This is a genomic window from Trinickia diaoshuihuensis (assembly GCF_003390925.1).
Lineage (GTDB): Bacteria > Pseudomonadota > Gammaproteobacteria > Burkholderiales > Burkholderiaceae > Trinickia > Trinickia diaoshuihuensis.
Genome location: NZ_QUBS01000018.1, coordinates 31,204 through 52,080, shown reverse-complemented (window position 1 = coordinate 52,080; position 20,877 = coordinate 31,204). Strand labels below are relative to the sequence as shown.

General features: G+C 62.2%; 19 protein-coding genes and 1 tRNA gene. 14 read left to right on the top strand and 6 right to left on the bottom strand.

Features of this window, described 5'->3' with window-relative positions; translation table 11 throughout:
- Positions 1-27: 27 nt before the first annotated feature.
- A complete protein-coding gene (locus tag DXT59_RS03895; RefSeq protein ID WP_116135718.1) occupies positions 28-918 on the top strand; it encodes a manganese catalase family protein in 891 nt (296 codons plus the stop codon).
- A gap of 147 nt (positions 919-1,065) precedes the next feature.
- Here DXT59_RS03895 and DXT59_RS03890 read toward each other — a convergent pair whose 3' ends face one another.
- Positions 1,066-1,359: a type II toxin-antitoxin system Phd/YefM family antitoxin gene (locus DXT59_RS03890; protein WP_116135620.1), complete on the bottom strand. Its 294-nt coding sequence runs from the start codon at positions 1,357-1,359 to the stop codon at positions 1,066-1,068.
- Between the two features lie 449 nt (positions 1,360-1,808).
- On the opposite strand from DXT59_RS03890, the gene DXT59_RS03885 reads away from it, so the two are divergent.
- Positions 1,809-2,006: a type II toxin-antitoxin system VapB family antitoxin gene (locus DXT59_RS03885; RefSeq protein WP_116135619.1), complete on the top strand. Its 198-nt coding sequence runs from the start codon at positions 1,809-1,811 to the stop codon at positions 2,004-2,006.
- Positions 2,003-2,374, top strand: a complete 372-nt coding sequence (locus tag DXT59_RS03880) for a type II toxin-antitoxin system VapC family toxin (RefSeq protein ID WP_116135618.1) — start codon at positions 2,003-2,005, stop codon at positions 2,372-2,374. Before DXT59_RS03885 ends, DXT59_RS03880 begins: the two co-directional genes overlap by 4 nt.
- Before the next feature lie 210 nt (positions 2,375-2,584).
- On the opposite strand, the gene DXT59_RS03875 is transcribed toward DXT59_RS03880, so the two are convergent.
- From DXT59_RS03875 to DXT59_RS03860, 4 genes are all read right to left on the bottom strand, one after another.
- Positions 2,585-2,659 (bottom strand) — tRNA-Val (locus DXT59_RS03875).
- A 48-nt stretch (positions 2,660-2,707) separates the two neighbouring features.
- Positions 2,708-3,466: a DNA polymerase III subunit epsilon gene (gene dnaQ / locus DXT59_RS03870; RefSeq protein ID WP_116135617.1), complete on the bottom strand. Its 759-nt coding sequence runs from the start codon at positions 3,464-3,466 to the stop codon at positions 2,708-2,710.
- Between the two features lie 77 nt (positions 3,467-3,543).
- Positions 3,544-3,999 carry a ribonuclease HI gene (gene rnhA / locus DXT59_RS03865; protein ID WP_116135616.1) on the bottom strand — a complete coding sequence of 152 codons (456 nt, stop codon included), beginning with the start codon at positions 3,997-3,999 and terminating at the stop codon, positions 3,544-3,546.
- A gap of 1 nt (position 4,000) precedes the next feature.
- Positions 4,001-4,864, bottom strand: a complete 864-nt coding sequence (locus DXT59_RS03860; protein WP_116135615.1) for a methyltransferase domain-containing protein — start codon at positions 4,862-4,864, stop codon at positions 4,001-4,003.
- A gap of 19 nt (positions 4,865-4,883) precedes the next feature.
- Here DXT59_RS03860 and gloB point away from each other — a divergent pair, with 19 nt between their 5' ends.
- From gloB to DXT59_RS03830, 6 genes are all read left to right on the top strand, one after another.
- Entirely contained in the window at positions 4,884-5,675 is a 792-nt protein-coding gene (gene gloB / locus DXT59_RS03855; RefSeq protein ID WP_116135614.1) for a hydroxyacylglutathione hydrolase, read from the top strand.
- Between the two features lie 152 nt (positions 5,676-5,827).
- Positions 5,828-7,483 (top strand): transglycosylase SLT domain-containing protein, encoded by a 1,656-nt coding sequence (locus tag DXT59_RS03850; RefSeq protein WP_116135717.1) that lies wholly within the window; start codon positions 5,828-5,830, stop codon positions 7,481-7,483.
- 532 nt (positions 7,484-8,015) lie between these two features.
- The gene (gene carA, locus DXT59_RS03845) at positions 8,016-9,164 is read left to right on the top strand and encodes a glutamine-hydrolyzing carbamoyl-phosphate synthase small subunit (RefSeq protein WP_116135613.1); all 1,149 of its coding nucleotides are present in this window, start codon (positions 8,016-8,018) and stop codon (positions 9,162-9,164) included.
- A 62-nt stretch (positions 9,165-9,226) separates the two neighbouring features.
- Positions 9,227-12,481 (top strand): carbamoyl-phosphate synthase large subunit, encoded by a 3,255-nt coding sequence (gene carB / locus DXT59_RS03840; protein ID WP_116135612.1) that lies wholly within the window; start codon positions 9,227-9,229, stop codon positions 12,479-12,481.
- A 147-nt stretch (positions 12,482-12,628) separates the two neighbouring features.
- Positions 12,629-13,105, top strand: a complete 477-nt coding sequence (greA, locus tag DXT59_RS03835; RefSeq protein ID WP_116135611.1) for a transcription elongation factor GreA — start codon at positions 12,629-12,631, stop codon at positions 13,103-13,105.
- A gap of 18 nt (positions 13,106-13,123) precedes the next feature.
- The gene (locus DXT59_RS03830; protein WP_116135716.1) at positions 13,124-13,618 is read left to right on the top strand and encodes a DUF4149 domain-containing protein; all 495 of its coding nucleotides are present in this window, start codon (positions 13,124-13,126) and stop codon (positions 13,616-13,618) included.
- Between the two features lie 59 nt (positions 13,619-13,677).
- On the opposite strand, the gene DXT59_RS03825 is transcribed toward DXT59_RS03830, so the two are convergent.
- A complete protein-coding gene (locus tag DXT59_RS03825; protein ID WP_116135610.1) occupies positions 13,678-14,226 on the bottom strand; it encodes a YhbY family RNA-binding protein in 549 nt (182 codons plus the stop codon).
- A 183-nt stretch (positions 14,227-14,409) separates the two neighbouring features.
- Here DXT59_RS03825 and DXT59_RS03820 point away from each other — a divergent pair, with 183 nt between their 5' ends.
- The 5 genes from DXT59_RS03820 (at position 14,410) to pstS (ending at position 20,845) form a co-directional block, all read left to right on the top strand.
- Positions 14,410-15,072: an RlmE family RNA methyltransferase gene (locus DXT59_RS03820; RefSeq protein WP_116135609.1), complete on the top strand. Its 663-nt coding sequence runs from the start codon at positions 14,410-14,412 to the stop codon at positions 15,070-15,072.
- Between the two features lie 176 nt (positions 15,073-15,248).
- Positions 15,249-17,138, top strand: a complete 1,890-nt coding sequence (ftsH, locus tag DXT59_RS03815) for an ATP-dependent zinc metalloprotease FtsH (RefSeq protein ID WP_116135715.1) — start codon at positions 15,249-15,251, stop codon at positions 17,136-17,138.
- Positions 17,139-17,245: 107 nt separating this feature from the next.
- Positions 17,246-18,151, top strand: a complete 906-nt coding sequence (gene folP / locus DXT59_RS03810) for a dihydropteroate synthase (protein WP_205417366.1) — start codon at positions 17,246-17,248, stop codon at positions 18,149-18,151.
- Positions 18,152-18,207: 56 nt separating this feature from the next.
- Positions 18,208-19,566, top strand: a complete 1,359-nt coding sequence (gene glmM / locus DXT59_RS03805) for a phosphoglucosamine mutase (protein WP_116135608.1) — start codon at positions 18,208-18,210, stop codon at positions 19,564-19,566.
- A gap of 247 nt (positions 19,567-19,813) precedes the next feature.
- Positions 19,814-20,845 (top strand): phosphate ABC transporter substrate-binding protein PstS, encoded by a 1,032-nt coding sequence (gene pstS / locus DXT59_RS03795; protein ID WP_116135607.1) that lies wholly within the window; start codon positions 19,814-19,816, stop codon positions 20,843-20,845.
- The last annotated feature ends 32 nt before the right edge of the window (positions 20,846-20,877 follow it).

The following is a 20,877-nucleotide window of genomic DNA, read 5'->3' as shown; positions in this document are numbered from 1 at the left end:
TTCAACCACGATCACAAAGGGGGTCCCATGTTCGTGCACAACAAACGGTTGCAGTACACGGTTCGAGTCGGTAGGACCGACCCTGGGCTGGCGAATTTACTGCTGGAGCAATTCGGCGGACCGCAAGGGGAGTTGGCTGCGGCAATGCGCTACTTTACGCAAGCCATTACCGAAGAGGATCCGGGGCGCAAGGATATGCTCTTCGACATTGCAACCGAGGAATTGAGCCATTTGGAGATCATCGGCTCGATCGTGGCGATGCTCAATCGCGGCGCGAAGGGCGAGCTTGCGGAGGCCGTGGATGCGCAGGCCGAGCTTTACCGGAAGCTGAACGGCGCAGGCAACGACAGTCATGTGACGCAGGTGCTATACGGCGCGGGGAGCCCGCTGACGAATTCGGCCGGCGTGCCGTGGACCGCGGCCTATATCGACACGATCGGCGAGCCGACCGCCGATTTGCGTTCGAATATCGCCGCCGAGGCGCGTGCGAAGATTATTTACGAGCGCCTGATCAATGTTTCCGATGATCCGGGCGTGCGCGACGCGTTGGGCTTTTTGATGACGCGCGAGGTTTCGCATCAGAAGTCGTTCGAGAAGGCTTTGTATTCGATTACGGCCAACTTCCCGCCGGGCAAATTGGCACCGGTGCCCGAGTATGCGGATGCGTACTTCAAGATGTCGGTCGGTGCGCCGCCTGAGCGCGGACCGTGGAATGAGGGGCGTGGATTGGAGCTCGTGGAAGATCCGCCGATTCCGGTGGACGGCGGCGATGGTTCGGCAGCCGTTCAGTTGAGCGAGAAGGAGCGCATGACGCTCGACGAGATGAAGGCGCGGCTCAAGTCCGATCGGACGCATGATCCGGAGACGGGGGCCGAGTTAGGGGAAAGCGAACCTGGGGCGGATGGGCTCGTGGAGTGATTGACAGTTAAGCCGTATCCGGGAAGGGCGGTGGCGATGCTTTATGGCCGCCATCGCTTGGCGGGTTCGGTCCGCTTGCGGCGTTCGATGGCTAAGTAGGCTAGGACCGCGTGGGGACGGTGCTTTCCGAACGATGCTCTGGCTTAGTTAGCTACCGCTGCGGCTTTGCTTTTTGCCTTTTTCTGCTTCACGTGTCTGAGATTTCTTTATGAAGGTCTTGCCGGCCCGGAACTCAGCGACGGATCGGCGCAGTCGGTCCGCATTGGCCGGAGTGCCCAATAGGTACAGGGTCGCGTGAAGACCGTTGTAGTCCTCGAGCGAAATCATGACGACATGTTTTCCATGCTTACGGGTAATCACCGTCGGCTCGTGGTCTTCGCACACCGCATCAACAACCTGCTTAAGGTCTGTTCGTGCCTGACTGAAAGTCAGAATGTTCATATCTCGTTTTCTCACTTGTTGCCTAGTGTCCGGGTGGGGGCCGCCTGGGTTTATGCCCGAACCGAAATGACCAGAGCCCCTTTTCCCGCAATCTGCATATGATGGGGACGACAGCGTTTTGGGAACGACGGCAATTGTCCGGTACTTATCTCAGGTGGCCGATAGGCTAGCCTGCCCTATGTCGGCAGGCCACTGAAAGCATCAAGCGACGCGACGATGGCTGCGGGAACATGGTTCGCGACCGAGCGGTCTTTGAGCTGACGCAACGCATTCTTCCGGCTTCCTACGTACCCATGAATCTGGTGGGTAGTACTGGGATCGAACCGTTGATCCCTGCCATGTCAAGGCAACGAAAGACCGGGAGCCGCGCGATATTTGCGTGTGAGCCATAGGCACCGTATTCGGCATCGAATGATGCTATTATCCATGCATGCAAAGAGGAGATTCCTGTGCGTACTACCATTGCGCTTGACGATGACTTGATCGCCAAGGCCCAGGCCTATACAGGCGTGGAAGAAAAATCTGCCCTCGTACGCGAAGCACTGAAGGCCTTGATCCAGCGTGAGGCCGCGAAGCGCCTCGCCAATCTGGGAGGAAGCCAGCCGGGCATCAAGAGCGTACCGCGTCGCCGGCAAGACGTTAAATGATCCTCGTTGACACGTCGGTCTGGATCGACCACCTCAATGCGGCCGATCCCGTGCTGGTTGCGCTCCTTTCTGAGGAGCGCGTCCTGATTCATCCGTACGTCGTAGGGGAGATTTCCCTCGGAAGTTTGCGTGACCGTAAGTTCGTGCTTAGCGCACTGCTTGATTTGCCTGCAGTGCCAGTGGCGACTCCGGAGGAAACGTTCTATCTCATTGAGCGTGAAGGCTTGTTCAATCGGGGAATCGGATATGTGGACACATCGTTGTTGGCATCGGCGCGCTTGGAGCCCGGTGTCACCATCTGGACTCGGGACAAACGCTTGAAGAACGTCGCTAATGAACTTCACCTGGGTGCAGTGCTCGGACACTAGGCCAACGGAAACCATTAGGGCTTGTGCTCAGCATCGTGGACGACCGTAGCCACTTGCGAAAAGTTGTCGGGCACGGAGTAGCCATATGTCTCCTCGCCGGGGCGGCTGCATAAAAAGCCGCACCGAGGGCAAGCAAGCCGCAAAAGAAAAAGGCCCTCGGCTAACGCCAGAGGGCCTTTGTTCTTCGGGCTTCCTACGTACCCATGAATCTGGTGGGTAGTACTGGGATCGAACCAGTGACCCCTGCCGTGTGAAGGCAGTGCTCTACCGCTGAGCTAACCACCCGAAGAGAGTCGAATTATGTCAGATGCTTTTGCGCTCGTAAAGCGTTTTTTACGCAGCGTGTGCATCGGCGGCATCGGCCGCAGTCTCGGGCACCGGTTCACGCCGCCATACGCTCGTGCCTTTCATCGCCTTATCGAGGTCGTTGAGCACCGCCTCATGCGCTTGCAGTTCCGCCTCGTCGGCGGCCAGCACCGGCAATGCGAGCCCCGCGAGCGAGATCGTCTTGCCCGCGGCCGCCGATGAAGTTTGCTGCGTCGCCGCTTCGCCGAGCATGTCGATGACGAGGCTTTCCTGCCCGCGCGTCATCGCTAGATACACTTCGGCCAGCAATTCCGAGTCGAGCAACGCGCCGTGCAGCGTCCGATGCGCATTGCTGATCCCAAAGCGGTCGCATAGCGCGTCGAGCGAATTGCGCTTGCCGGGGAACATCGCCTTGGCCTGCACGAGCGTATCGATCACGCTCGAATAGTGTTCGCGAAACGGCGGCAATCCAAGCAGCGAGAACTCCGCTTCGAGAAACCCCAAGTCGAACGGCGCGTTATGAATGATGAGTTCCGCATCGCGCAGATAATCGCGCAGCGTATCGACGATCTCGGCGAACTTCGGCTTGTCGCTCAAGAACTCCGTCGTCAGCCCGTGGACCGCAAGCGCGCCCGGATCGCTGTCGCGCTCCGGGTTGATGTAAAAGTGCAGGTTGTTACCCGTCAGCCGGCGGTTGATGAGCTCTACGCCGCCGATTTCGATGATGCGGTCGCCCGTTCGTGCGTTAAGACCGGTGGTTTCCGTGTCGAGAACGATTTGACGCATGTTCGTATGTCTCGTCTATAAGCAGTGCAAAGCGGCGCGGCAGCCATCCCGCCACGCCTCGAAAACGTAGCGAAAGCTCAGCTTTCCGCAAGCGCGCTCACGCCGCGATTCGCGAGCGCATCGGCGCGTTCGTTTTCCGGGTGGCCCGCATGGCCCTTAACCCAGCGCCATTCGATCTGATGGAGCTGCGCGAGTTCATCGAGCCGCTTCCAAAGATCGGCGTTTTTCACAGGCGTCTTGGCCGCCGTCATCCAATTCTTCTTCTTCCAGCCGTGAATCCACTCGCTGATGCCTTTTTGCACGTATTGCGAGTCGGTATGGACGATCGCTTTGCACGGCCGCTTCAACGCCTCCAGCGCCGCGATGACCGCCATGATCTCCATGCGGTTGTTCGTCGTATTCGCCTCGCCGCCGAAGAGCTCTTTTTCCTGCGTGCCGTAACGCAGCAGGGCGCCCCAGCCGCCGGGGCCGGGATTGCCTTTGCAGGCACCGTCGGTAAAGATTTCGATGAACTCGGGCGTTGCTTCAGTCACGTCATATTCTCGGGTTAGGGGTTTTGTGCGTCGCGGCCGGCGCTAGACCCGGCGCCAACACAGGCTTTTTCGCCTTGATCGCGCCGACGAGCCGCATCCCGCGCACGCGCTTGACCGCCGTCACCATATAAGCCGCGCCGAAAATGGGCCACCATCGATCGCCGGCTTCTTCCATGAAGGCAAACCGCATGAGCCAGTTATCGCGATCGAGGGGCGGACGATAGCAGCCGAAGCGTCCGCGTTCAAGTTCGAAACCGAGCAACTTCAGCCAATCCTTGATCCGCGTAAAGGCGATCAGGTCTTGCGCGGCCGGTACGAACGGCCGCCCCGTCATTTTGCCGAACGCCTGGCGCGCGCCCCACAAGCTCAGCGAATTGAATCCCAGAATGACGAGCTGTCCCTCGGGCATCAGCACGCGTTCGGCCTCGCGCAGCAGCCGGTGCGGATCGCGTGTGAATTCGAGCGTGTGCGGCATGACGAGCAGATCGACGCTTTGCGCCTCGAACGGCAAGTCGAGCAAATCGCACCAAAGCGTCGTGCGAGCGGCCGGCCCATAGCGCTCGCCGAAGGTGCCCGATCCGCCCGATCCGCCCACACCGGCGGGCCCGGGCGCGCCATTCTCCCGTCGCCCAGGCGGGTAGGTGAACGGTGCGCTCGCACCGCTGGCCGCGTCCAGCACGAGCGCGCGCGAGGGCATGCGGTTTTCACGCAGGGCGTCCAGTTGCGGCAGGCCCAATTGCAGCGCGTGGTAGCCGAACACGTCCGACACGACGCTGTCGAGCTGCGCCTGTTCCCAGTCGAGCACGTAACGTCCGGGCGGCGATGCCGCCCAAGCAGGCCAGTCTATAATCGGTCGATCTGACATCGTGGTGGGTGCGTCGCCTATGAATACGCTCGAATACGTGCCGGTGCCGGCGTTTGCGGACAACTACATCTGGCTCGTATCGGACGGGCGCGATGCAGTCGCCGTCGACCCGGGCGAGGCAGCCCCCGTTAGGGCCTATCTCGCGAAGCGGGGCTGGCGACTCGCCGCTATTTTACTCACGCACCACCACGCCGACCATGTCGGCGGCGTCGCCGAACTCGTAGGCGATACCCCTATTCCCGTCTACGGCCCCGCCGCGGAAGCGATTCCCGTCGTCACGCACGCCGTGGCCGGCGGCGATCGGGTGCGCATCCCGGCGCCGCATCTCGAATTGAACGTCCTCGACGTACCCGGGCATACGCGCGGGCATATCGCTTACTTCCAAGCAGGGCAGGCGCCCGCCGTGCCGCACGTCTTTTGTGGCGATACGCTCTTCGCATGCGGCTGCGGGCGTTTGTTCGAGGGGACGCCGGCGCAGATGCTCGCATCGCTCGACGCATTGGCGGCCCTGCCGGGGGAGGCGCAAGTGCATTGCGCACACGAATACACGCTGTCGAATATCCGCTTCGCGCTTGCCTGCGATCCGGATAACGCGCGGTTACGCGCCTGGCATGACGAAGCCACGGCAATGCGGGCGCGCGGCGTACCGACCCTTCCTACGACGATTGAGCATGAACGCGAGGTCAATCCATTCCTCAGATCCGACGATCCGGCTGTGATGCGCACGCTCGCCGAGCAATTGCATGAAACGGTTCCGGATCGGCTCGCGTCCTTTACCTTGATGCGAGAGTGGAAAAATCGTTTTCGTTAGATGCGTTGCATGGGGCGCAAATTTCGTTCGATGCTTCGAAAAAATGCGGCAAGTTCCGGATTTGACTGGATTTTTTATCAGTTTTTGTTGACGCGGACGATCTGCTTTCGTACTATCGCTTGCAATTTCCAGCTTTGGAAGAGCAGACGTTCATGCGATTTTTATTCAGCGCCCTGTTGGTTTTGACGCTTGCCGCGTGCGCAAGCCAAGGACCGACGGCGCCCTCAGCCTCCGACCCAACCAGTCCGACGGCCGCCACCGACACCCTCCGCGTTACCGCAGCCAAACAAACTATCGACGTCGATAAAGCCTCCGTCGAGCAGTTGACGACGGCGGACTCGGATCTGTGGGCGCGCATCCGTCGCGGTTTTCAGATGCCCGACCTGCACAACGATCTGGTCGACATGCAGGCCAATTGGTATGCGCAGCGTCCCGATTACGTGCAGCGCATGACCGAGCGCTCGCAAAAGTATCTCTACTACATCGTCGAGGAGCTCGAGTCGCGGCACATGCCGACCGAACTGGCGCTGCTGCCGTTCATCGAGTCGGCCTACAACCCGCAGGCGCTCTCGGTGGCGAAGGCCGCCGGCATGTGGCAGTTCGTCCCCGGTACGGGCCGGACCTACAATCTGAAGCAGAACATGTGGCTGGACGAGCGCCGCGACGTGATGGCTTCCACCGGTGCCGCGCTCGACTATCTCTCGCGTCTGCACGATATGTTCGGCGATTGGTATCTGGCGCTGGCGGCGTATAACTGGGGCGAAGGCAACGTGCAGCGGGCCATCGCGCGCAACCAGGCGGCCGGCTTGCCGACGGACTACGAAAGCCTGCGCATGCCGAACGAAACGCGCAACTATGTGCCGAAGCTGCAGGCCGTCAAGAACATCGTGATCAATCCGCAGACCTATGGTCTGACGTTGCCCTCGATTCCGAACCACCCGTATTTCGTGACGGTAACGACCTCGCGCGATATGGATGTCGACGTGGCCGCGAAACTCGCGAATATGACGTCGGATGAATTCCGCGCACTGAATCCTTCGTTCAAAAAGCCCGTCATCGTGGGCGCGACACAGCCGCAGATCCTGCTGCCGTTCGATAACGCCAGTGCATTCGAGCACAACTTGAAGAGCTACGACGGCCAGCTTTCGTCCTGGACCACTTACACGGTGACCGAGCGCACGCGTCCGCAAGCGCTGGCCGAGAAGATCGGCGTCGATCCGCAAACGCTGATGGCGGTCAACAAGATTCCCGCGGGGATGCGGCTCAAGCCCGGTTCGACGCTCGTCGTGCCGCGCGGCGACGACGATGACGAGGACATCAGCGCCGATGTGGTCGAGAGCTCGGTCCTCGCGATGGAGCCCGATGTGCCGGACACGCGCAAGATGCTCATTCGCGTGCGCCGCAAGCAAACGATGGCTGCGATCGCCGAGCGCTATCACGTGTCGCTCGGCCAACTGAAGGCATGGAACAAGACGCATCGCTCGACGGCGATGCCGGGGCAAGTCATCGTGCTGCACGTGCCGGTGGGCGCCGCCGTGCCGGCCGAGCCCGGTCCGCAAAAGATCGCCACGGCGATTCCCGAAGGCGCGAAGGTCGAACGAGTCGATGCGCGCGCGGACGACGTGAAGCCCAAATCGCGGCACGAGAAGGCGGCCAAGGGCCGCGTCCGGGCCACGATCGGCAAGACGGCCGCACACAGCGCAAAACCGGCGCGACAGACTGCCGACTCGGCCAAGTCCGCGCAGAAGACGTCGAAAGTCGCCGACTCCCACGACAAGAGCGAACGCAAGAGCAAGCAAAAGTCATAAGCGCACGCTTCAATCGCACGTGTCGTTCGATCGCGCCGTCGCCCGCAAAGCGACGGCGTTTTCATTGCGGAACAGCGTAGCGCTTCGGTCGCAAACGGCCGCCGGCTCGAGCGGTCGCGCATGGGGGTTGCGGCGCGCATCGGCGGGTGTAGGATCGTCGCTGTGCCCATCGGCAACTTGCACGCGCGGTCTGTGCGGCGCCCTTTTTCATCGCGTGTAGGCGACTGCCAATTGTGGGGAAGGGGTATTTCCGACTATAATTCGAAAGTTTGCACTATCCAACCCGCACCCTAGCGCCTACCTCCTCCATACCGTTCATCCGCCGCGCGCCGTCATCGCGAGCACGTGCCGCCGAGCCCGTCCGGTCAACGGATCGAAGCCTCGAGCATCGTTCGCGTCGTCGCAGCAGCATGCGAACTCGCGCCACGCCGCCTGCTTTCGCCTAGCCGAAAGCGAGTGCGGCGATAGCCATCAGAGTTCGCGTGGTCGGATAAACAGGTCGGTACCAGGGTGTTCCTGAAGGAGCTTCCCCGTGTTGCCGTCTTTTCCTCCCGCTCTGCTTGCACTCGCCGACGGCACGATCTTTCGCGGCTATGCCATCGGCGCGGCTGGTCATACCATCGGCGAAGTCGTGTTCAATACCGCGATCACCGGTTACCAAGAGATCCTGACCGACCCGAGCTACGCGCGCCAGATCGTCACGCTGACCTATCCTCACATCGGCAACGTCGGCGTGAACGCCGAGGACGTCGAATCGACGAAGGTCCACGCAGCCGGCTTGATCGTGCGGGATTTGCCCGCGCGCGCATCGAACTTCCGCATGCAGCGCACGCTCGGCGAATATCTGCAGGCCGAAAACGTCGTGGCCATCGCCGGCATCGATACGCGCCGTCTCACGCGCATCTTGCGCGACAAGGGTGCACAAAACGGTTGTATCTTGGCCGGCAGCGTCGACGAAGCCAAGGCCGTCGAGTTGGCTCGTTCGTTCCCCGGCTTGGCCGGCATGGACCTCGCCAAGGTGGTCAGCACGGCCAAGCCGTACGAATGGACCCAGACCGAATGGCGCTTGGGCACGGGCTTCGGCTCGCAACGCACGCCGAAATACCGCGTCGTCGCATTCGATTACGGCGTCAAATACAACATCTTGCGCATGCTCGCCGAGCGCGGCTGCCACGTGACGGTGCTGCCCGCGCAAGCAAGCGCGGCCGAGGCCCTCGCGCTCAATCCCGATGGCGTCTTTCTGTCGAACGGTCCGGGCGACCCCGAGCCTTGCGATTACGCCATCGCGGCCACGAAGGAATTCATCGAGCGCGGTATCCCGACGTTCGGTATCTGTCTCGGCCATCAGATCATGGGTCTCGCCGTGGGCGGCAAGACGGTCAAGATGAAGACGGGCCACCATGGCGCGAATCACCCCGTCAAGGATTTGGCCGACGGCCGCGTCGTGATCACCTCGCAGAATCACGGGTTCGCCGTCGACGCGAACACGCTGCCCGCGAACGCGCGCGTCACGCACATCTCGCTATTCGACGGCACGCTGCAAGGCTTCGAACTGACGGACAAGCCGGCGTTTTGCTTCCAGGGTCACCCCGAGGCGTCGCCCGGGCCGCACGATATCGGCTACCTGTTCGACCGGTTCACGGCGCTGATGGACGCCAAGCGCGGCAACGCGGCTGCGTGATTATCAGGCGCCGGCGCCCATAGAAAGACATCAGAAAGACGAAAGACATTAGCGAGAGCGTTATGCCCAAGCGGACAGACATCAAAAGCATCCTCATCATCGGCGCGGGGCCGATCATCATCGGCCAGGCCTGCGAGTTCGACTACTCGGGGGCGCAAGCTTGCAAGGCGCTGCGTGAGGAAGGCTACAAGGTTATCCTCGTCAACAGCAATCCGGCGACGATCATGACCGACCCGAACACGGCCGACGTCACCTATATCGAGCCGATCACGTGGGAAGTCGTCGAACGCATCATCGACAAGGAGCGCCCCGACGCGATCTTGCCGACGATGGGCGGCCAAACGGCGCTCAACTGCGCGCTCGATCTGCATCACCACGGCGTGCTCGAGAAATACGGCGTCGAGCTCATCGGCGCATCGCCCGAGGCCATCGACAAGGCCGAGGATCGCCAAAAGTTCAAGGACGCGATGACCAAGATCGGGCTCGGTTCGGCCAAGTCGGGCACCGCGCACTCGATGGAAGAAGCACTGAAGGTGCACGCCGAGATCATGGCGCAAACGGGTGGCCCCGGTTATCCCGTCGTCATCCGTCCGTCGTTCACGCTCGGCGGCTCGGGCGGCGGTATCGCCTACAACCGCCAAGAATTCGAGGAAATCTGCCGCCGCGGGCTCGATCTGTCGCCCACGCGCGAGTTGCTCATCGAAGAGTCGTTGCTCGGTTGGAAAGAGTACGAGATGGAGGTCGTGCGCGATCGCGCCGATAACTGCATCATCGTCTGCTCGATCGAAAATCTCGACCCGATGGGGATCCATACGGGCGATTCCATCACGGTCGCGCCGGCGCAGACGCTGACGGACAAGGAATACCAGTTGTTGCGGAACGCTTCGCTGGCCGTGCTGCGCGAGATCGGCGTCGATACGGGCGGCTCGAACGTGCAGTTCGCGATCAACCCGCGCGACGGCCGCATCATCGTCATCGAAATGAATCCGCGCGTCTCGCGCTCGTCGGCATTGGCGTCGAAGGCGACGGGTTTCCCGATCGCGAAGGTCGCGGCCAAGCTTGCTTGCGGCTACACGCTCGACGAACTGAAGAACGAAATCACGGGCGGGCAAACGCCGGCTTCGTTCGAACCGACGATCGATTACGTGGTCACCAAGATTCCGCGCTTCGCCTTCGAGAAGTTCCGCGAAGCCGATCCGCGCCTGACGACGCAGATGAAGTCGGTGGGTGAGGTCATGGCGATCGGCCGCACGTTCAAGGAATCGTTCCAAAAGGCGCTGCGCGGTCTCGAAGTCGGCGTGGACGGCCTCGATGAAAAGACGACCGATCGCGACGAAGTCGTGCGCGAAATCGGCGAGGCCGGTCCCGAGCGTATCTGGTATGTCGGCGATGCGTTCCGCCTCGGCATGTCGCTCGAGGAAGTATTCGAGGAGACGGCCATCGATCCGTGGTTCCTCGCACAGATCGAAGAGATCGTGAACACGGAGAAGGAGTTGACGGGCCGCACGCTCGCCAGCTTGTCCACGGAAGAGCTCTTGTTCCTGAAGCGCGGCGGCTTCTCCGATCGCCGTCTTGCCAAGCTGCTCGGCGCGAGCGCGGCCGACGTTCGCCGCCGCCGCATCGAGTTGAACGTGCGCCCGGTCTACAAGCGCGTCGATACGTGCGCGGCCGAATTCGCGACGAAAACGGCGTACATGTACTCGACGTACGAGGAAGAGTGCGAGGCGCAGCCCACGTCGAACAAGAAAATCATGGTCCTCGGCGGCGGTCCGAACCGGATCGGCCAAGGCATTGAGTTCGATTACTGCTGCGTGCATGCGGCGCTCGCGATGCGCGAGGACGGCTATGAGACGATCATGGTCAACTGCAACCCGGAAACGGTCTCGACCGACTACGACACGTCCGATCGTCTCTATTTCGAGCCGTTGACGCTCGAAGACGTGCTCGAGATCGTGGACAAGGAAAAACCGCTCGGCGTGATCGTGCAGTACGGCGGCCAAACGCCGCTGAAGCTCGCGCTCGATTTGGAAGCCAACGGGGTGCCCATCATCGGGACGTCGCCCGACATGATCGATGCGGCCGAGGATCGCGAGCGCTTCCAGAAGCTCTTGCAAGACTTGGGGCTGCGTCAGCCGCCGAACCGGACGGCGCGCGCGGAAAGCGAAGCGCTCTCGCTGGCCGATGAAATCGGCTATCCGCTCGTCGTCCGTCCTTCGTACGTGCTGGGCGGCCGCGCGATGGAAATCGTGCACGAGCCGCGCGATCTCGAACGCTATATGCGTGAAGCCGTGAAGGTGTCGAACGATTCGCCCGTGCTGCTCGATCGCTTCTTGAACGATGCGATCGAATGCGACGTCGATTGCATCTCCGACGGCAAGGACGTGTTCATCGGCGGCGTGATGGAGCACATCGAGCAAGCGGGCGTCCACTCGGGCGATTCCGCCTGCTCGCTGCCGCCGTACTCGCTGTCTAAATCGACGGTGGCCGAACTCAAGCGTCAAACGGCGGCGATGGCCAAGGCCCTGAACGTGGTCGGTTTGATGAACGTCCAATTTGCGATTCAGCAAGTGCGCAGCGAGGGCGGCAAGGTCGACGACATCATCTACGTGCTCGAAGTGAATCCGCGCGCGTCGCGCACGGTGCCGTACGTCTCGAAGGCGACGGGCCTGCCGCTCGCGAAGATCGCGGCGCGCGCGATGGTCGGCCAATCGCTTGCCGAGCAGCAAGTGACGAAGGAAGTCGAGCCGCCGTACTTCAGCGTCAAGGAAGCCGTGTTCCCGTTCGTGAAGTTCCCGAGCGTCGATCCGGTGCTGGGACCCGAGATGCGCTCGACCGGCGAAGTCATGGGTGTCGGCAAGTCGTTCGGCGAGGCGCTGTTCAAGTCGCAACTCGCCGCCGGCTCGCGCTTGCCCGAAACGGGTACCGTGTTGTTGACGGTGATGGACGCCGACAAGCCCAAGGCTGTCGAAGTGGCCGCGATGCTGCACGAACTCGGTTATCCGATCGTCGCAACGAAGGGTACGGCGGCCGCGATCGCCGCGGCCGGCGTGCCCGTGAAGATCGTCAACAAGGTGAAGGACGGGCGTCCGCACATCGTCGACATGATCAAGAATGGCGAGATCGCGCTCGTGTTCACGACGGTCGACGAGACGCGCGCCGCGATCGCCGATTCGCGCTCGATCCGCATGAGCGCGCAGGCGAACAAGGTGACCTACTACACGACGATGTCGGGCGCGCGTGCGGCCGTCGAAGGTCTGCGCTACCTGAAGAACTTGGAAGTCTATGATTTACAAGGCCTTCATGCTCGCCTAAACTAATCGTTCGATTACACACATCCAAGCTGGGGTCGCATCATAACCCCACCATGCCGCGGTTAAGCGGCGTCCTGTCGAAGTCGTTCTTGAGGCGGGATGCACTTAACCGCGGTGCTTTTTTATTGCCGTTTTTTGTTTACTGATCTGTCTATGAGCACGATTCCCTTGACGAAGCGGGGCGCCGATCAACTGCGCGACGAACTCCAGCGCTTGAAGTCGGTCGAGCGTCCGTCCGTCATCAATTCGATCGCCGAGGCGCGGGCGCAGGGCGATTTGTCGGAAAACGCCGAATACGATGCCGCGAAGGAAAAACAGGGCTTTATCGAAGGGCGTATCGCCGAAATCGAATCGAAGCTGGCGGCCGCGCAAGTGATCGATCCGGCCGCGCTCGACGCGGAAGGCCGCGTGGTGTTCGCGGCAACGGTCGATCTCGAAGATCTCGACTCGGGCAAAAAGGTGACGTACCAAATCGTGGGCGATGACGAAGCGGATCTCGACCACGGCCTCATCTCGGTCAGCTCGCCGATCGCGCGCGCCTTGATCGGCAAATTCGAAGGCGATGTAGCCGCCGTGCAAGCACCCGGTGGCGTACGCGAGTACGAAATCATTTCGGTGCGTTACGTCTGACCGGCGAGATTGCCCCTCGTGTCCCCGGTTCCCCATCGCATATTCCGGCTGCTCGCTTTGGTTTGGGTGGGCAGCGCGCTGACGATCGGCTATCTCGTTGCGCCGACGCTCTTCGCCACGCTCGCGCGCTCGGTCGCCGGCGACGTCGCGGCGCGGCTGTTTCGAATCGAGGCTTTTATCGGCGTGGCATGCGGCGTATTGTCGCTCACGCTCGGCAATGTCTTGGTTCGGCGCGGTGCGCTCGAGTATCGCAGGCTGCGTTGGCTCGTCGCAGGCATGCTCGTATGCGTGCTGATCGGCTATTTCGGGCTGCAGCCGTTCATGGACGTATTGCGCAATCAAGCGCGCGCGGACGGGCTCGACCTTGCGCTTTCGCCTTACGCCGCGCGATTCGGGCTGCTGCACGGCATTTCGACGCTGTTTTACGTCGTCGAGACGTTGCTGGGCTTGGTGCTGGTATGGATGCTGCCGGCCGGTGCGGCGCCCCTACGAGGTGCTGGCCGACCGGCGTGAAGACCCACGAGGGCGGGTGAGCCGACGCGGTGCGCCGGCGATAAGCGGCGTTCCGCGGCTTATTTCACCGTTTGGTGCTGGCGCTTGGCGCCCGTTTGACGCTTCTTCGCGCGCTTGATCGAACCGCCCGCGGTCACGCGCTCGTTGCCGAGCACGCGAACCTTCTGCGGCTTCGGCCGCCGTACGGTGTCCGTGGGCGATTGCTTGACCACCTTGACGACGCGCGGCGCGGCGCCGCGCTTGCCTGTATCGGCCGCGGCTTCGCGCGCCGTCGGCATCGCGGTCCGGCCTTTCGTGCCGACGGTCTTGCGGGCGGGGGCGGGGGCTTCAGCGGCTTCCGGTTTCCAAATGACGAGCAGCTTGCCGATATGCTGGATCGGCGCGGCGTTCAACTGGTCGCAAATCGCTTCATAAATGGCAACGCGCTCCTCGCGCTCGTCACCGAAAACGCGGATCTTGATCAGTTCGTGCGCGGCGAGGTGGACCTTGATTTCGGCCAGCACGGCGTCTGTCAGCCCTTCGGCCCCGATCAGAACGACCGGTTTGAGCGCATGGGCTTGGGAGCGCAAGTCGGCGCGCTGGGCAGGGGAGACTTTGAGGGCAGGCATAGGACGGAGAAACGACTCGACTAAAATAGGGACGGCTGCGCCAACGATGCGTGGCCCAAATCCGGCCGAACCGCGACCGAGCCGAGCGGCCGGGTGGGTGGCCGGCGACACCGGACGGCGCGCCGGCAAAACGCGTATTATCCGCTAAAAGTGCGGCCCGACGTAGTAATAGATTCCTTTTCGATGGCAAAAAACCGCTTCAACCAATCGTGGTTGCACGATCACATCAACGATCCTTACGTCAAGCTTGCGCAGCGTGAGGGTTATCGCGCGCGCGCCGCGTACAAGCTCAAGGAAATCGACGAGCAAGACAAGCTCATTCGGCCGGGGCAAGTCATCGTCGACTTGGGCTCCGCGCCCGGTAGTTGGAGCCAGTACGCGCGCAACAAGCTCGCGCAAGGCGCGCGGCGCGGCGCCGAGCGCGAGGGCGGGATCGACGGCACGATTATCGCGCTCGACATTCTTCCGATGGAGCCGATCGCGGACGTCCATTTCATCCAGGGCGATTTCCGGGAAGAGAGCGTGCTTACGCAATTGGAGGAAGTCGTCGGCGACCGGCGCGTCGACCTTGTAATTTCCGATATGGCGCCCAATCTGTCGGGTGTGGCGGTGGCCGATGCGGCGCGGATCGAACATATTTGCGATCTCGCACTCGAATTTTCACAGGCGCATCTGAAGCCGGAAGGCGCCTTGCTAGTGAAATGTTTTCACGGCAGCGGCTACAGTCAGATCGTCGAGAAGTTCAAGCGTCAATTCAAAACGGTGGCCGCGCGCAAACCCAAGGCGTCGCGGGACAAATCGGCGGAAACGTTCATCTTGGGCAAATTTTTGAAGCGGCCCGCATAAGGGGCCCGATCGATTCGTCTCGACCCCGCCGTCGCGTCAAAAGCGCCGACGGCCGCCTCGGAACGCTATTTTGCCGGTAGCGAAACCTTATGGCAGGGGCTTGCCGACTGGATTAGAATGCTTTGGTGGTGCCGCAAGGTAAATGTAGGCACCCGTCTATGAGGAAGGAGTGGGCTTTGAACAACAATATGTTTTCGAAGGTAGCAGTGTGGCTGGTCATCGCACTGGTACTGTTTACGGTGTTCAAGCAGTTCGACAAGCCCCGAGTCCAGGAAGGCGTTTCGTACTCGCAATTCATGGACGACGCCAAGCTGGGCAAGATCAAGAGCGTCGTGGTGCAGGGGCGTAATCTGACGGTCACTCCCGCAGACGGTCAAAAATATCAGATCGTATCGCCGGGCGACATTTGGATGGTCGGCGATTTGATGAAGTACGGCGTTCAGGTGAGCGGCAAGGCGGATGAGGAACCGAGCGCGCTGATGTCGGCGCTCTACTACCTCGGGCCAACGGTGCTCATCATCGCGTTCTGGTTCTACATGATGAGGCAGATGCAAGGCGGCGGCAAAGGCGGCGCCTTCTCGTTCGGCAAATCGCGCGCGCGCCTCATCGACGAAAACAACAACGCCATCAATTTCACCGATGTCGCCGGGTGCGACGAAGCGAAGGAGGAAGTCTCCGAACTCGTCGATTTTCTGCGCGATCCTCAGAAATTCCAGAAACTCGGCGGGCGCATTCCGCGCGGCGTGCTGCTCGTCGGCCCTCCGGGTACCGGTAAGACGCTGCTTGCCCGCGCGATCGCCGGCGAGGCGAAGGTGCCGTTCTTCAGCATTTCCGGCTCCGACTTCGTGGAAATGTTCGTCGGCGTCGGTGCGGCGCGCGTGCGCGACATGTTCGAACAGGCGAAAAAGCATGCCCCGTGTATCGTCTTCATCGACGAAATCGATGCGGTCGGCCGTCACCGCGGCGCCGGGATGGGCGGCGGCAACGACGAACGCGAGCAGACGCTGAACCAAATGCTCGTCGAGATGGACGGTTTCGAGGCCAACTCGGGCGTCATCGTCATCGCGGCGACGAACCGTTCGGACGTGCTCGACAAAGCGCTCTTGCGTCCGGGCCGTTTCGACCGGCAGGTTTATGTCGGGCTGCCCGATATTCGCGGTCGCGAACAAATTCTGAAGGTGCACTTGCGCAAGGTGCCGATCGCGAACGACGTCGATGCGTCGGTGATCGCACGCGGCACGCCGGGCTTTTCGGGTGCCGATTTGGCGAACCTCGTGAACGAGGCGGCGTTGTTCGCGGCTCGCCGCGGCAAGCGTATCGTCGAGATGCTCGATTTCGAAGATGCGAAGGACAAGATCTTCATGGGTCCCGAGCGCAAGTCGGCCGTCATTCGCGAAGACGCGAAGCGTGCGACGGCTTATCACGAATCGGGTCACGCGGTCGTCGCGAAGCTGCTGCCGAAGGCCGATCCCGTGCACAAGGTCACGATCATTCCGCGCGGCCGCGCGCTCGGCGTCACGTGGCAGTTGCCCGAGCATGACAACGAGACGTATTCGAAGGAATACCTGCTCGATCGTCTGGCGATTCTGTTCGGCGGCCGCGTCGCCGAAGAGTTGTTCCTGAATCTCGTCAGCACGGGCGCGTCGGACGACTTCAACAAGGCGACGCAAACGGCGCGCGCCATGGTGGCACGCTTCGGCATGACCGACGCCTTGGGGCCGATGGTCTATGTCGACGATGAAAACGATTCGTCGCCGTTCGGCCGCGGGTTCACGCGCACGATCTCGGAGGCGACGCAGCAAAAGGTCGATGCCGAGATTCGCCGCCTGCTCGACGATCAGTACAACCTCGCGCGCCGTCTGCTCGAGGAAAACCGCGACAAGGTGGAGGCTATGACGGCCGCGTTGATGGAGTGGGAGACGATCGACGCCGACCAAATCAACGACATCATGGAAGGGCGCCCGCCGCGCTCGCCGAAGAGCGTGCCGGGCACCGACGTGTCGTCGGGCGGCAGCGGCAGTTCCGGCGCGGAAGTACGGCCGGGCAGCGCAACCGCTCCGGCGTGACGTTGCGCGAATAGAGATGACGGGCCGGTGCGTGCCCCGCACCGGCCCGTTTTTTTGGTTTACCGGTTTCGCGACTCGCGCGTTACCGTCTCGTTTTTCTTGGTCTCGTGTCCTCTACCGATCTCTCGCGTGATGCGCTGCCCGAACCGCTCATCTGCGGGCGCTTCACATTGCGGTTCGAGCGTCCGCTCGTGATGGGCATTCTCAACGTCACACCCGATTCCTTTTCCGACGGCGGGCGCTATATCGTTCGCGATGTTGCCATGCGGCAAGCGCAGAAGATGCTGGCCGACGGTGTGGACATCATCGATATCGGCGGCGAATCGACGCGGCCCGGTGCGCCTCCCGTCCCGCTCGAGGAGGAACTCGAGCGCGTGCTGCCCGTGGTCGAAGCGCTGGCGGGCGTCGGCGTCCCGCTCTCGATCGATACCTACAAGCCGGAGGTCATGCGCGCGGCGCTCGCCGCCGGGGCCGATCTCATCAACGACATCTGGGGTTTCCGTCGTCCCGGCGCGCTCGAGGCCGTGCGCGACAGCGATTGCGGCCTTTGCGTCATGCATATGCTCGGAGAGCCGCAGACGATGCAGCGGTCCGAGATCGATTATGCGGATGTGGTCGGTGACGTTCGCGCGTTTCTGCAAGAGCGCGTTCAAGCGTTGCAGCAGGCCGGGATCGCTCGGTCGCGTATCAGCGTCGATCCGGGATTCGGTTTCGGCAAGGCGGCGCGTGAGCACAACTATGCGCTGCTTGCGCGCCTGCGCGAGACGGCTCCGCGGCCGGCGGTGGGCCAGGCGCCTTATCCGATCCTGGCGGGCATGTCGCGCAAATCGATGCTCGGTGCGGTGACGGGACGCGCGCAGCCGGCCGAGCGCGTGGCCGCGAGCGTGGCGGCGGCTGTCTGCGCGGTCGAGCGCGGCGCCGCGATCGTGCGCGTGCACGATGTCGCGGAAACCGTCGATGCGCTCAAAATTTGGGCGGCCGTGCGCGACGCGGAAAACGCCGCGCGCCGATAAGCGGCCGAGAGGCGCGGCCGATCAATCAATACGTTTGAAAGCGGGGGAAGTAGACAATGGCACGTCGTTATTTCGGCACGGATGGCATTCGGGGCAAGGTGGGCGAGAGTCCGATCACGCCCGATTTCGTGCTCCGGCTCGGCTATGCGGCCGGGAAGGTGTTGGCTCAGGCGGATCGATGGGCTAAGGCCGGTTCGCGGCCGACGGTCTTGATCGGTAAAGACACGCGCGTCTCCGGCTATATGCTCGAAGCTGCGCTCGAATCGGGTTTTTCGGCCGCCGGCGTGGACGTGATGCTGGCCGGTCCGATGCCCACGCCCGGAGTCGCCTATCTGACGCGCGCGTTGCGGCTGGCGGCGGGCGTCGTGATCAGCGCATCGCACAATCCCTATTACGATAACGGCATCAAGTTTTTCAGCGCCGACGGCAACAAGCTGCCGGACGAAGTCGAATTGGAGATCGAGGCGCAACTCGAACAACCGCTGGCTTGCGCGGCTTCCGAGCAATTGGGCAAGGCGCGCCGGCTCGACGATGCGGCCGGCCGGTATATCGAATTTTGCAAAAGCACCTTTCCGGCGGCTTTCGATTTGCACGGACTCAAGCTCGTCGTCGATTGCGCGCATGGCGCCGCGTATGACATTGCGCCGCACGTATTTCACGAGTTGGGCGCCGACGTGGTGCCGATCGGCGTGGCGCCGAACGGTTTCAACATCAACGACGGAGTCGGTGCGACGGCGCCCGACGCTCTGATCCGCGCGGTTCGCGCCAATCGGGCGGACCTCGGCATTGCGCTCGACGGCGATGCCGATCGTTTGCAGGTCGTCGATTCGTCGGGCCGGTTGTTCAATGGCGACGAACTGCTTTACGTGCTCGTCAGAGACCGCATGGCGACCGACGGCAAGGTGCCGGGCGCCGTCGGGACGTTGATGACGAACATGGCCGTCGAAGTGGCGCTCGGCCGCGAAGGGGTGCCGTTCGTGCGCGCGGCCGTCGGCGATCGCTACGTCCTCGAACAACTGCGTGAGCGTGGTTGGCAACTGGGCGCCGAAGGCTCGGGCCATATTTTGTCGCTGGACCGCCATACGACGGGCGACGGCATCGTCTCGGCGCTCCTCGTGCTCGCGGCAATCAAGCGCAGTGGGCGCTCGCTCGCGCAACTGCTCGAAGGCGTGTCCCTGTTCCCGCAAAAGCTCATCAATGTGCGCATGCGCGCCGGCGCCGATTGGAAGGGCAGCGCCGCGATCAAGCAGGCGGTTGCCGACGCGGAGCGCGCGCTCGACGGCAGCGGCCGCGTTTTGATCCGCGCCTCGGGCACCGAGCCCGTCCTGCGCGTCATGGTCGAGGCGAGTCAACATGACGCAGCCGTGCGTCATGCGCAAGAGATTGCCCGGGTCGTCGAACAGGCTACCTCCTGACCGATCCGACCGAAAAGCGCTGCATCCGCGGCGCTTTTCTTCTACGCTAGTTTTTGGTGGCGCAAGGGGCGCCGTGCTCTTATCTTCCCCTAATTCCTCACATCTAATGCTATCTGCATGACGAATGCTTTCATCGAGTAAGGAAGCTGTCACGCTACGTTCATCGATCGTCATATTACTGTCACAGTTCGGACCTAATCTTCGCGGTGTCGAGTTTTCCACGACCACACCACTAGGGGTTAAATTCATGAAATTGATGCAAACCGCGTTCGCTGGCCTGGCCGGCGTGCTTTTCGCCGTTTCCGCGCAAGCCGCCGACATCACCGGCGCGGGCAGCACGTTCGCCGCTCCGCTCTACACGAAGTGGGCGGACTCGTATGCGAAGTCGGGCGGCGGCAAGGTCAACTATCAGGGCATCGGCTCTGCTGGCGGCATCAAGCAAATCGAAGCGAAGACGGTCGATTTCGCCGGCTCGGACATGCCGCTGAAGGACGACGAACTCGCCAAGCAAGGCCTCTTCCAGTTTCCGACGGTCGTCGGCGGCGTCGTGCCGGCGATCAATCTGCCGGGCGTGAAGGCCGGTGAGCTGACGCTCTCGGGCGAAGTGCTGGCCGACATCTATCTGAACAAGATCACGAAGTGGGACGATCCCGCGATCGCCAAGCTGAACCCGGGCGTGAAGCTGCCCGATACGCCGATCGCCGTGGTGCGCCGCGCCGACGGTTCGGGCACGACGTTCATTTGGTCGAACTACCTGTCCAAGGTCAGCTCGGACTGGAAGTCGAAGGTCGGCGAAGGCACGACGGTGAATTGGCCGACGGGTACGGGCGGCAAGGGTAACGACGGCGTTGCCGCGTTCATCCAACGTCTGCCGGGCGCGATCGGCTACCTCGAGTGGGCCTATGTGAAGCAAAACCACATGGTCTACACGAAGTTGACGAACCACGACGGCAAGGTCGTGACGCCGGATACGGCCACGTTCGCCGCCGCCGCGAAGGGCGCCGAGTGGAACAAGTCGTTCTACCAGATCCTGACGGACGAGCCGGGCGCCAACGCATGGCCGATCGTCGGCGCGACGTTCGTGCTCGTGCATAAGACGCAAGAGAAGCCGGCGGAAGGCGCGGAAACGCTGAAGTTCTTCGGCTGGGGCTTCAAGAACGGCTCGGACGCCGTGAATTCGCTCGACTACATCCCGCTGCCCTCGTCGGTGACGGCTGAAATCGAAAAGCAGTGGAAGGCGAATGTGAAGGATGCTTCGGGCAAGTCGGTCGCTGAATAAGCGCCGTAGGTAGGAACGGCCCGGCAAGGCGC

Excerpts from the sequence above, each read along its gene's own strand:
- DXT59_RS03895 (WP_116135718.1), top strand. The coding sequence starts at position 28 with ATGTTCGTGCACAACAAACGGTTGCAGTACACGGTTCGAGTCGGTAGG.
- DXT59_RS03890 (WP_116135620.1), bottom strand. The coding sequence starts at position 1,359 with ATGAACATTCTGACTTTCAGTCAGGCACGAACAGACCTTAAGCAGGTT.
- DXT59_RS03880 (WP_116135618.1), top strand. The coding sequence starts at position 2,003 with ATGATCCTCGTTGACACGTCGGTCTGGATCGACCACCTCAATGCGGCC.
- dnaQ (WP_116135617.1), bottom strand. The coding sequence starts at position 3,466 with ATGCGTCAAATCGTTCTCGACACGGAAACCACCGGTCTTAACGCACGA.
- DXT59_RS03860 (WP_116135615.1), bottom strand. The coding sequence starts at position 4,864 with ATGTCAGATCGACCGATTATAGACTGGCCTGCTTGGGCGGCATCGCCG.
- gloB (WP_116135614.1), top strand. The coding sequence starts at position 4,884 with ATGAATACGCTCGAATACGTGCCGGTGCCGGCGTTTGCGGACAACTAC.
- DXT59_RS03850 (WP_116135717.1), top strand. The coding sequence starts at position 5,828 with ATGCGATTTTTATTCAGCGCCCTGTTGGTTTTGACGCTTGCCGCGTGC.
- carB (WP_116135612.1), top strand. The coding sequence starts at position 9,227 with ATGCCCAAGCGGACAGACATCAAAAGCATCCTCATCATCGGCGCGGGG.
- greA (WP_116135611.1), top strand. The coding sequence starts at position 12,629 with ATGAGCACGATTCCCTTGACGAAGCGGGGCGCCGATCAACTGCGCGAC.
- DXT59_RS03825 (WP_116135610.1), bottom strand. The coding sequence starts at position 14,226 with ATGCCTGCCCTCAAAGTCTCCCCTGCCCAGCGCGCCGACTTGCGCTCC.
- DXT59_RS03820 (WP_116135609.1), top strand. The coding sequence starts at position 14,410 with ATGGCAAAAAACCGCTTCAACCAATCGTGGTTGCACGATCACATCAAC.
- glmM (WP_116135608.1), top strand. The coding sequence starts at position 18,208 with ATGGCACGTCGTTATTTCGGCACGGATGGCATTCGGGGCAAGGTGGGC.
- pstS (WP_116135607.1), top strand. The coding sequence starts at position 19,814 with ATGAAATTGATGCAAACCGCGTTCGCTGGCCTGGCCGGCGTGCTTTTC.